Annotated in this window: 6 protein-coding genes; all 6 read left to right on the forward strand. The window is 46.8% G+C overall.

What is annotated here, in order from left to right; all coding sequences use genetic code 11:
* Positions 1–163: 163 nt before the first annotated feature.
* Positions 164–883: a hypothetical protein gene (locus IKG78_RS14210; RefSeq protein WP_290944647.1), complete on the forward strand. Its 720-nt coding sequence runs from the start codon at positions 164–166 to the stop codon at positions 881–883.
* 166 nt (positions 884–1,049) lie between these two features.
* Positions 1,050–2,189 carry a glutamate 5-kinase gene (gene proB / locus IKG78_RS14215; protein WP_290944649.1) on the forward strand — a complete coding sequence of 380 codons (1,140 nt, stop codon included), beginning with the start codon at positions 1,050–1,052 and terminating at the stop codon, positions 2,187–2,189.
* A 95-nt stretch (positions 2,190–2,284) separates the two neighbouring features.
* Positions 2,285–7,963 carry a glycoside hydrolase family 9 protein gene (locus IKG78_RS14220; protein ID WP_290944651.1) on the forward strand — a complete coding sequence of 1,893 codons (5,679 nt, stop codon included), beginning with the start codon at positions 2,285–2,287 and terminating at the stop codon, positions 7,961–7,963.
* 82 nt (positions 7,964–8,045) lie between these two features.
* On the forward strand, positions 8,046–8,750 hold the full coding sequence (scpB, locus tag IKG78_RS14225; protein WP_290944654.1) for an SMC-Scp complex subunit ScpB: 705 nt from the start codon (positions 8,046–8,048) through the stop codon (positions 8,748–8,750).
* On the forward strand, positions 8,750–11,389 hold the full coding sequence (gene mutS, locus IKG78_RS14230; protein ID WP_290944656.1) for a DNA mismatch repair protein MutS: 2,640 nt from the start codon (positions 8,750–8,752) through the stop codon (positions 11,387–11,389). The genes scpB and mutS overlap by 1 nt, the downstream gene beginning before the upstream one ends.
* Before the next feature lie 134 nt (positions 11,390–11,523).
* Entirely contained in the window at positions 11,524–12,027 is a 504-nt protein-coding gene (locus tag IKG78_RS14235; RefSeq protein WP_290944658.1) for a hypothetical protein, read from the forward strand.
* Positions 12,028–12,104: the final 77 nt, after the last annotated feature.

Genomic DNA, 12,104 nt, shown 5'->3' on the forward strand with positions numbered 1-12,104 from the left:
AGAACGTCGAAAAGTACTGATTTCAGGACTATTAATCGCCCACAGGCCTTATAGAACAAGGGGTAAACATGAAATCGGGTCTCCAAATGACACTTAAATGAAAATGAGGCCTTGTTCAGGTCTCATTTTGACACTTAAGCCGAAATTTATATTTGCATGCTTTTTGTTCCTTGCCGTTTCGGCGTGGTCTAATATTTTCTCTATTGATGCGGGTGTTAGTTTTGAGAAAGGGTATCTGGAAATTGATACGACAAAAACGTGCAATGTTGATACGTCCTATATCAACTGTTCGCTGGAAAAGGGTTTAGCATATTACTCGACATTGGATACTGCTGTTGCAGTGTTCTTTATGCCTCGTATTGCAAAAGCTTCTGTCTATGCCTTGCAATCGAATCCGAATACGCGTTCCTTGACGGAAATATTGCGCTATGAGTTCATAAAATGGGTCGAATGGGGAATCATCGTTATGACGAAGGATAGTGCCCAACGCTTATTGGACCGCATTTTGCCGGATTCGCTGCAAATGAATAATCGTCACATTCTCCATAAAAAAGTATGTGATACAGATCCTTCGCAGTGTCCTAATTGGGGACCGTATGGAGGCGGTTTGGGTGGCGGAATTTCTGATGAAGAAGCGAATCGACTCCCACAAAAGAAGGTTCTGCTGAATGCGAAATCCGAAAATCCGGGTAGAACTTCTTTGAAGCGAGAATCTCGAATGTCGTCTCAAAGCGTTGGAAAAATTCCGCAGGGAACCGGCTATAAGATTTTCGATATGAATGGAATTTATCTGTACCGCGGCACTTGGCAGGGCGAGTTTAAGTCTCCTAGCGGTGCGGTTATCCTCAAGTTTGATAACGGACGAACCGCTTTATTCCGCTAGTAGCCCTTAACCTCTAGCCTATAATAACTAATGACCATTGACCAATGACTATTGACTAATGACTATTGACTAATGACCAATAGCCAATCCTTTGTATCGTCTTTTTTTGGCGAGTTTTAACGGACGAAACGAGCACCTGCGAGTATATATTCTATCTTTAGCATATATGAGTGAATTAAGAAAGAATATTCTGGATGAAGCCCGTCGCGTTGTTGTGAAGATTGGATCTCGCATTCTTGTGGATTCCGAACGTGGTGGGGTCCGTACACGTTACATTCAAAAACTTGCAGATTCCGTCGCACGCTTGATGGATGCTGGCAAGGAAGTTGTCGTTGTCACGAGTGGTGCCGTGGGAACAGGCATGGCTGAACTTGGCTATAAGCAGAAACCGACCGTCTTGGCCGAGAAACAGGCTTGTGCCGCTGTGGGCCAGATTGACCTCATGTACGCATACCGTGAAATGTTCCGCTGGGTTGAACTCTCCGTCGGTCAGATTCTTTTGTCCGCAGAAGACTTCCGCGACCGTGCACGTTACAAGAATTTGCAGAATACCATCAAGGCGATGCTTGCCAAAAAGATTGTTCCGATTATCAACGAGAACGATTCCTTGGCCGTGGCAGAAATCAAGGTGGGTGATAACGACAAGCTTTCGAGCGATGTGGCGCTGTTCCTCGATGCAGATTTGCTCCTCATCTTTACGGATGAAGACGGCTTGTTCGATGACAACCCGAAGAAAAATCCGAACGCTCGTTTGTTGAACTTTGTTCCTGAAATTACGCCTGCCATTTTGGCGCTTGCCGGAAAGCCGGGTGAAGCGGGGTCCGCAGTGAGTACCGGCGGCATGCGTAGCAAACTCGAAGCGATTCGCAATGTGACGAAGAGCGGTGCAAATGCATTCCTCGCGAATGGCATGAAGGTGCTCCCGCATCAGGTGTTCTTTGAAAATGCAAATGGTACTTTGTTTGCCGGTTCCAAGAAAAAGCTTAATAGTCGTCAACGTTGGCTGAGCTTTGTCACGACGCCGCGTGGAAGCGTTGTTGTGGATGAAGGCGGCGTGAAGGCTTTGCGTGAAAAGCATTCGAGCTTGTTGCCGGTGGGCGTTGTCGCTGTGCAGAAACATTTCGACAAGGGCGACTTGATTGAGGTCTTTGACGAAAAGAAAAATCCGGTGGCACGCGGCGTTGCTGGCTTTGATAGCGAAACGCTCAAACTTGTACTGCGCAAGAAGACTGCACAGGTGCATGAAATTCTGGGCAAGAACGTTCCCGATGAACTTATCCACAAGAACGACTTGGTAGTGTTTTAGCAAATCTGAGCTTATGGCGGACTGGTCTAGTCCGCCTTTTTTGCATTTTAGGAATTTTTTATTTATATTGAATTAGATGGTTCAATGAGGTTCCGATGCTTAAAAAATTTTTAGCAGCCCTACTCTTCTTTTCCACGTTGGTCTTTGCCAACTGGGATGGTTCTGTAAAGAAACCCTCTATTCGCGAAATCGACGGCAAAGAATTTTACGAGATAGCGACTCCTGAAAATTTGGCATGGTTTGCGGTTCAGGTGAACAAGGGAAAACTGAATTATAACGCTGTCCTCGTGAATGATATTGTTGTCTGGGACAGTCCGGTGTCAAGCGAAACGACGCCGTGGATTCCGATTGGTATTGAACGTGATACGGATTTGCAAGGCTTCAAGGGAGTCTTTGATGGTAATGGCTATAAAGTATCGGGAGTTTATATTAACTCGGAGCTATATGGCAAGACCGGTTTTTTTGGAGTTCTTGGTCAAGGAGCTGTTGTCAAGAATCTTACTATCGAAAACGCTTCGATTCAGGGACGTATGACAACGGCTAGTTATTCGGGTGGTATTACTGGCGTGTTTAGCGGTGATTCCATCATTAATTGTGAATTCCATGGAGCAGTCAAGGATTCCATTGCTGGAGGTCTTGTTGGCAAAGCTGAAGTGTTCGGAAGTAAAGAAGGCCGAGCGGTTGCCATTAGAAACAGTCGTAATTATGGAAATGTCGAATCGCTTTATTATGGTGGCGGTCTTGTAGCTGTCGCGGATGGCGCGAAAATAATTGCCTGTGAAAACTTTGGAAATGTGACGGGAGGCAAAAACGGAGGATTGATTGGCATTACGCTGAATGCGCGAATGGAAGATTCTCGCATGACGAAAATCGACAGTTGTGCAAATCATGCGATAATTTCGACAACGACCAAATACGGATATTCGGGTGGTATTATTGCTGAAGTTTATAAGTATTCTCGTGTATTTATTCAAAATACAGTCAATGATGGCGAAGTGTATTCGGGGGCTGATTCTGACCGCGGCTATATTGCAGGTGGCTTTGTTGCTTTGATGGATGGTTCTTTGACCATTGAAAAATGCGAAAATAAAGGAATCGTCTCTTTGGGTAAGAATATTGGTAGTGGAATTAGAGGCGGCTTTGTCGGTTATGCTTCTGGCGATTCGCTGTCAATTTCGGGTAGTATAAACAAAAGCAATCTTACTGGTTCATATGTGGGTGGTTTTGTAGCCTACACGAGTACCCTTGTTAGATCCTTAAATATTTATAATTCGATAAACGAGGGAAATTTTGACATACAGGGCGTAACCGCGAATGTGGGCGGCTTTGTGGGTTACATTAACGCGGGCTTGCTAGATGAAGGCTACTTCAGGAATGTTGTAAACAAGGGGAACATTCTTTATCGTGGATCTTTTGGTGGATATTTTGGAGGAATTGTCGGAAGAAACTTAGTTGACGATAATCCGTTTTTTAACCTGATTGTTGACAAAGCGAACAACTATGGCAATATAGATGTATCTCTCGATGCTGCGGCAGACAATTCTGTTTATGCGGGGGGAATTATAGGCTTGGAAAATGGAGGCTTATTGATGACGCGTTGCCTTAATAAGGGGAACATCTCTTATGTGGAAAATACGCATTCATCAACATATTCCTACCTTGGGGGACTTATGGGCCGAGGGGCTGCATGGAATAGTTTGGCTGCAGGTCCTCTTTTGAAAAAAGATTTTACGACAGAAATTGAAAGTTCTACAAATACGGGAAATGTCGTTGCTAAGGCTCAATATGGTAAATCGAAGAGCTATGTTTCTGGAATTGCAACGTCGGCGACTTTTGTTAGGAGCACGATAAACGAAGGTCGAGTAGAATTTGTAGGTAATGAACAAATTTTGGATGATTATTCTTTTGTGTCGGGAATCATTTATGCGGGAACTGCAATCAATTGTGTGAACAAGGGTAACATTTTCCATCACTGGTCGGTGAATTATAATGATATTGCTGCTATTTTGAAAAACGAAACTGATGGACAAGGAAATTATAGCATTGCCGATTCGGTGATGATCAATGCAAAAATGGTTGTCGGTGTTAGTGGTTGTAACTTTGTAGATAAGAATAAGCTTGGCTTGAAAAATATATCTGACAACAGTGCCCTTACGACAGACGAAATGCAGACGGTTGAATTTGCTTGGAGATTAAATACTTGCGACGGAACAGTGGATAATACAGGGGCTTGGAGCCAGAAAGGTAAAGATTATCCCGTCTTGGTAGGTGATTCTCTCCATGCAATTTATAAGGTTTCTTTTTGGGATACCGCTAAGGTTCTGAATGTCAAAAACTATACGCTAGGTTCTAGCTACACCGATTATAGGGGGCATGTTATCGGTATGCCTGAAGGCCCAGATCCGTCAGATGCTGATGAAGACCTTAAGTTTGGTTATTGGGGCATAAGTAAACTGCGACCGATTTTTGCAGAATCGGTTATTCACTCTGATAGTAGTTTGTATGCATATTATGTCGATAGGAATAAGGATCCGATTATTGTTTCTTTTATTGTTGACGGGATTCGAGTTGCCGATCATGCCTCGACCGGCAATTACTTGACAATGACTTTGCCGGATGCGCAGAAGCCGGGATGCACGTTCTTGGGTTGGTATGATGGCGAAACTTTGGTGGGCGAAGCTAAATCGACCAAAAAATTTACAGCGGGGGCGACCTTGACTGCAAAATTCAAAAACCTGTACTATACAGTGCAGTTCTTTGATCAGGGATATGTTTTGCAAAGCGATCAGCTCATTTATGGTGATTTGCCTAAGTACAAGGGCAAAATCCCCCAATATAAGGATTATGATTTTGTCGGCTGGACTCCTGAAATCACGGCGGTGACCGATGATGTTGTGTATTTTGCGGATTTCGTTAATCGAAATTCAAGTTCTTCTATTGTTCTGTCCAGTAGTTCTGCGGCAAGTTCTTCTAGTGCTAAGAGTTCTTCAAGTGCAAAGTCGAGTTCTTCGCAGCTGCCGATGAGCAGTTTTATAAGTCATGGGCAGAATTGGGTTGTCGATGCACTTGGTGGAGTCGGTAACTTTGACAGTACAAAGAGTCTTAAGGGATGGACGCTAAGAGGCGGTGAGTTGGTCGAAAATAATGACGGAGCCTATGTGCTTCAGCTAATGTCTGATTATAGTGGCAGAGAAATCTATGAAATTCAGGCGAAGTATCCTGTATATTTGCAAAAGGGACATTCCTACAAGATTAAGGGGCTCAGCTATCCCTATGAAGATTTGACTTGGGATACTGTATTTGTGGGGCTAATGACGCTCGACAAGTCTTATTCCGGTTATGCCATTGGTATTCCGGACGAGTATCATGTTTACTTTGAATATAAATTCAAACTTGGAGGAGCATTTGAGTCTGGAGTCTATAATCATTGCGATGATAGCAGGTCTGGCGAATTTTATATTAACGGAGGGGCTCGCCTTGGAGGGTTTGCTATAGAAAAAGTCGTTGTCGAAGAACGTGAAATTTCGTGTCCTGGTACGGTTTATGCTTCGCAGATTGGATTCCAGAAAGACGGCTTCAAGGAACTTGTTGTTGAATATGGTTCTGACGAACCCGTTAAATTTGTCGATGAGTCGGGAAATGTTGCTTTGACAGTTCCTATCGGAAAAATGTCGGGATACATGCCAAGCAATCAGTGGGTTAGACTTGTCGATTTTTCGAAATTGACGACAAATGGAACTTATGCTGTCGTGCAGGGGAAGGATACCATTTATAAAGACTTGGTGGTGACATCGAATGCCTACGGGGATTTGCTGAAAGGTGTCCTCAAGTTTTATTATTATCATCGTGCGTCGATGGATTTGGACGAAAAATATGCCGGCGTCTATGCCCGTGTGGGTGGCCATCCCGATACTGTTGTTCATCTCCATTCTTCTACGGGTGAGGAAGGGACTATCGTTGCGTCCAAGGGGTGGTATGATGCGGGAGATTATGGTAAATATATGGTAAACGCAGGCGTTTCGACTTATACGTTGCTGTCGCTGTACGAACGTTTCCCCAAATATTTTGATAAACTTAAGTGGAATATTCCTGCCGAAGGCAATTTGCCGGATTTGCTTGCAGAAATCAAGTATAGCTTGGATTGGATGCTTATGATGCAGTCGAAAGATGGCAGTGTTTATCACAAGCTTTCGGGATTAGAATTCCCGAATACGGTGATGCCTGTTCGTGACGAATTTCTTACGCGTTATGTTGTTGGTAAAAGCGTGACGGCGGCTTACGATTTTGCCGCTGTGATGGCAGCTGCTTCGCGTGTGTATAAGGGCTTTGATGCGTCATATGCGAAACGTTGCCTTAATGCTGCTGAATTTGCTTACCGCTGGGCGGAAAGCCATCCGAACTATTTCTTTACGGCAAACCCTGCGGGGGTAAAGACGGGGGCCTACGAAGATGCTGATGCTTCCGATGAACAGCAATTTGCGGCTACGGAACTCTATGTGGCGACAGGAAACCCTGCTTATAAAATGAATGGCTCGTCGGGAGTGATACCATCGTGGCAGAACGTGTATGGTCTGGCGACGTATGCAAAGTCTGTTTATAAGGACGATTTTGGAACGGGGGCCTATACGGATTTAGTTGCGACCGCTGACAGGTTGGTTCAGAATGCTTCGACTGGTTTTGGAATCCCGATGCAGATGAATGACTTTGTATGGGGATCCAATGGCGTTGCTGCAAATCAGGGAATGTGGCTCTTAAATGCTTATTATTTGACTGGTAAAGAAGAATACTACAATACGGCTGTTCGAACCCTTGATTACCTAGTTGGAAAGAATCCCTTGATGATGAGCTATGTGACAGGGTTTGGAACAAAGTCACCGCAGAATCCTCATCATAGAATTTCTCAGGCCGATGGAATTAAGGCTCCGGTTCCTGGAATGTTGGTGGGTGGTCCACAAAACAATGACAATAGCGATAAATCCTCCAAATGTTCTTATGCGACAAGTTACCCTGCAATTAGTTATTATGACAATGATTGTAGTTACACGACGAACGAGGTGGCTATTAACTGGAATGCTCCTCTCGCTTATTTGGCAGGGGCTTTGGAGGCTCTTGCATCTGGTGAAATACCGACATTTGCCCAAATCCCTGTTTATATGGCAAGCTCTTCGAGTGCGAAATCTAGTTCGTCTGTGTTGTCTAGCTCGTCTGCAAAGTCTAGCAGTTCCGCGAAGTCTAGCAGTTCTGCGCAAGTTGTGTCCAGCAGTTCTGCAAAGTCTAGCAGTTCTGCAAAGTCTAGCAGTTCTGCAAAGTCCAGCAGTTCCTTGGCAAGTTCTTCAAGCGTGAAATCGAGCAGCTCTCGTGTACCTTCCAGTTCTTCGATGGTGCCGAGTTCATCGAGCGTAAAAGCCAACTCTTCGAGTGCGAAGTCGTCTTCGTCATCGGTGAAGAGTTCTTCGAGCAAGGTTGTGAGCAGTTCTTCTGCAAAGTCATCCTCTTCTGCGAAGTCCTCTTCTTCGTCTAAGGCGAAGAGCAGTTCCTCGAAGAAAACGAATGTTGTCAGGAATGATGTGCTGCCAGCGTTCAACCTCGCCGTAAACGGCATGACGCTTATGCTCTCCAATACGCAGGGTGGCGTAGTTCGCATCTTTGATGCCCTTGGTCACTTGGCTGTTATGAAGCAGCTTGACGAAACGATGACGAGTATTACCCTGCAAACACCGGGCAACTACATCGTCCGCGTGAATGGGATAAGCCGTAGCGTGACGCTTAGATAATGTTGGATAAGAGCATCGATTTCCAACCCTATTTGGGGTTGGGGCGCTTTCGCTACAGTGAAAATTTTTATTTTGCGATTGTATGATGGAAAACCAGAATTTAGATGATTTACCAGAGGAATCGGCGGAACTCCCGAAAGTCGAAAGTCGGGAAGACTTGGCTCGCATTATACAGGCTCTCGTCTTTGCATCCCCGGACATCGTGACGCTCAAAAAGTTGCGCGAAATTCTCGGTGACTTTTTGGATGCTCGTTCTGTTGCCGATGCTCTCATTACGGCGAATGATTTTTTGAACAAAATCCAGTCCCCGTTTGAAATTGTGGAACAGGCTGGCGGTTATCGCTTTAGGACTCGTGCAAAATATTACCCGTGGGTGCGTAAACTTTTCCCGGAAGCAAATGCAAGGCGACTCTCGCAGGCGGCACTTGAAACGCTTGCCGTGATTGCTTACCAGCAGCCGATTACGAAGGCCGCGATTGAACAAGTTCGTGGTGTCTCGTCTGCTGATGGCCCGATCCGCAACTTGCTCGACAAGGGGTTTATTACTTTGGGTGCAAGAGCCGAAACGGTCGGAAACCCCTATACTTACGTGACCACGCAAGAATTTTTGAAATACTTTGGAATCAATCGCATTCCAGAAGACTTGCCGCGTTTGCGTGAATTCAGCGAGCTTTTGGAAGCTGGGGCTTTGGTGCCGCAATATGCCAAGCCGGAAAATGCTCCGGAAGAGCCTGCACCGCTTGAAGAATCTACAGATCAAATTGAATTGTCTATGGGAGATACTTAATGGCCGTTACTCCGTTGATGCAACAGTATTACGATATTAAGAAGGAAAATCCTGGTTGCATTTTGTTCTTCCGCATGGGGGACTTCTTTGAGCTTTTTGAAGACGACGCTGTTATCGCATCTAAAATTTTAGGATTAACGCTCACGAGCCGCAATAACGGAGCCGCTGGAGCGACGCCTTTGTGCGGATTTCCGCACCATGCCGCAGAACGCTATGTGCCGAAGATGGTCGCCGCCGGTTACCGCATCGCCATTTGCGAACAGGTAGAAGACCCGAAACTTGCGAAGGGCATTGTTAAACGCGATATCGTCGAAATCATCAGTGCCGGAACCGCGATGAACGAGGCGAATCTCGAAGCGAAAGAGGCCAATTACCTTTGTGCGTACATTCCTGCGATAAGCGAGGACGGCAAGGGCGGTAAAGGCGATGTGGCTGCGTTTGCGATTGCCGATGTCACGACGGGTTATTTGGCGGCGTGCCGCAGTAGCGTTCAATCCTTTGAATGCGAGTTCAGCCGCCGCATGCCGAAGGAAATCGTAGTTCCCGAAGGCACGACGATTCCCTCTGTCATTATGGACTTGATCAAGGCGGAAAACGTCTTGGTGACTGAACTCCCTGCGATTTTATTTGCAGAAGACCAAGCGAAAGATGTGTTGTTCAACCACTTCAAGGTCGAAGCGCTGGATGGCCTTGGTTTGGAAGGTCGTGCTTTTGAAACGTCCGTGACGGGCGCGTTGTTGCAGTATTTGATCAACCAGAAAAAGTCTGAACTGTCGCACTTTACGACGCTCGAAATCTTGAATCTGGACGATTACATGACGCTTGATCCGAGTACGTTACGTAATCTGGAACTCGTGCGTCCGCTGAATGCTGACGATTACTCCAGTACGCTTTGCTCGGTGCTCGACTTTACGGTGACGGCGATGGGTGGGCGTACGCTCAAGGACTGGGTGAGCCATCCGTTGATTGCTGTTGATCGCATTCGTGAACGTCAAGAAGCGGTGGGCGAGCTTGTGCAAAATCCGGTCGCACTGGATGAACTCAAGGAATCCTTGACGTCGATTCTCGATATGGAACGTTTGATGGGCCGTGTCGGCAGCGGTCGTGCAAATGCGCGAGACCTTGCGGGAATGGGGCGTTCCCTTTCGCAGGCATCGAAAGTCGCTGACGTTTTGGAAGGCTTGCATGCTTCGCTTTTTGAAGGCCTCCGCGAAAAGCTCAACAGTGCGAAAGGCCGTGGCGAAGACTTGCTCAAGTACTTCAACGACGATTTGCCGATGACGGTGCGCGAAGGCGGAATGATTCGCCCGGGGGCAAGTACTGAACTCGATGCAATGAACGAGGACATCAAGGAACGCCGCGAATGGATTGCTTCGTTGGAAGGTCGTGAACGCGAACGTCTCGGAATCCCGACTCTGAAAGTGGGTTACAACCGCGTGTTCGGCTACTACATCGAAATCACGAAAGCCCAGATGGCAAAGGCCACGCAGCCGATTCCCGATGAGTACATCCGCAAGCAGACGACCGTGAACGGCGAACGCTACATCACGCCGGAGATGAAGGAATGTGAATCTGTTATCAGCAATGCCGAAGCGAACATCCACGATCTTGAATACAGGATTTTCTGTGAAATCCGCGAACGCGTGAACAGCTGGCGTGCGGAACTCCAATCCATTGCCGATGCCGTGGCCCGTGTCGATAGTTTGTACAGCTTTGCTTTTGCCGCCCGCAAGTTCAATTACGTTTGTCCGGAAGTCTTTGAAGGCACTGGCATCGAAATTCGTGGCGGTTTCCATCCGGTGATTGTCGCGGTGAACCCTGATTTGAACTTTATCCCGAATGACGTTACTTTGTCGCCAGACGGAACGCGGCTCATGCTCATTACGGGCCCGAACATGGCCGGTAAATCGACGTACTTGCGACAGACGGGGCTTATTGTGCTCATGGCACAGATTGGCTGCTTTGTGCCTGCTGAAAGTGCCCGCATAGGCGTGGTCGATCGCATCTTTACACGTGTGGGGGCGAGCGACCGCTTGAGCCGTGGTCTCAGTACGTTCATGGTCGAGATGATTGAAACGGCGAACATTCTGCGAAACGCAACTCCGCATAGCCTTGTGCTGCTCGATGAAATCGGTCGTGGTACGAGTACGTTTGACGGTCTCTCGATTGCGTGGGCGATTGTCGAGACGCTCCACAGCGAACCGGCTCGCATGGCGCTTACGCTGTTTGCAACGCACTATCATGAATTGACGGGGCTTGTGGAATCGCTGGAACATGCCGGGAACTTCCAGGTGGGCGTGCAGGAAAAGGGTGACAAGCTCATATTCCTCCACAAGATTTTCGAAGGCGCATGCGATTCGAGCTATGGCATTCACGTGGCCGAAATGGCGGGGCTCCCGCCTAACGTGGTTCGCCGAGCACGCAAGATTCTGCTCCGCTTGGAAAAGCAGAAAATTGACCCCAGCGACGAGGCGCAAAACAAGAAAATCAAGGCTCAGCCGCAGATGGACCTGTTTGCCCCGCCGGACGAAAATACGCTCTTGCTCAAGGATGAAATCCGCAGGCTCAAGCCCGAGGAAATGACCCCGATGCAAGCGCTGCAGAGATTAATGGACCTGAAGGAAAATTACGGAAAGTAAAGAAGTGGTTAGTAAGCAGTGGTTAGTAAACAGGAATGTAAAAGGAACGTTCTTATTACAATCCTAACCACCAACCACTAACCACTAACCACTTTTGATTTAATTCCTAACCACCAACCACTAACCACTAAACTATGATCGATTTCGCCTCTTTAATGAACTTTGCTTTTGAAAATCGGCTCTACGAGTCCGATGTTCATGGCATTGAGCATTGGCATCAGGTGGAATACAACGGCATGTTGCTTGCCCAAAAGACGGGTGCCGACATTGATGTGGTTCGGTTGTTTGCCATTTTCCATGACTCTCAGCGTTTGGACGATGCGTACGACCGTGAACATGGGGTGCGTGGTGCTGAGCTTGCAAAGCTCTGTCGCGAAGAAAAACGCTTTGAAATCGACGACGATCGTTTCGGTTGGCTCTATGATGCATGCAAGCTGCACACAATTCAGCCGCGTACGGGAATTGTGACGATAGATACTTGTTTTGACGCGGATAGGCTGGATTTGGGTCGTGTGGGCATGCCTTTGGATCCTGCAAAAATGGCGACGGAATGGGGTGCAAAAATAGCCCAAAAGTCTCTCACTTCGGGCTATTCCGTATTCCACATGCGCGAATGGATCCGCAAATTAGTGCTTTAATATTTAAAACGGCGGTGTTTTTTGCAAAAGTGGCGGTGAAATGGCTTGAAAATTTGAAATTTCACCGCCAAAATTTA

Source organism: Fibrobacter sp. (genome assembly GCF_017545445.1).
Lineage (GTDB): Bacteria > Fibrobacterota > Fibrobacteria > Fibrobacterales > Fibrobacteraceae > Fibrobacter.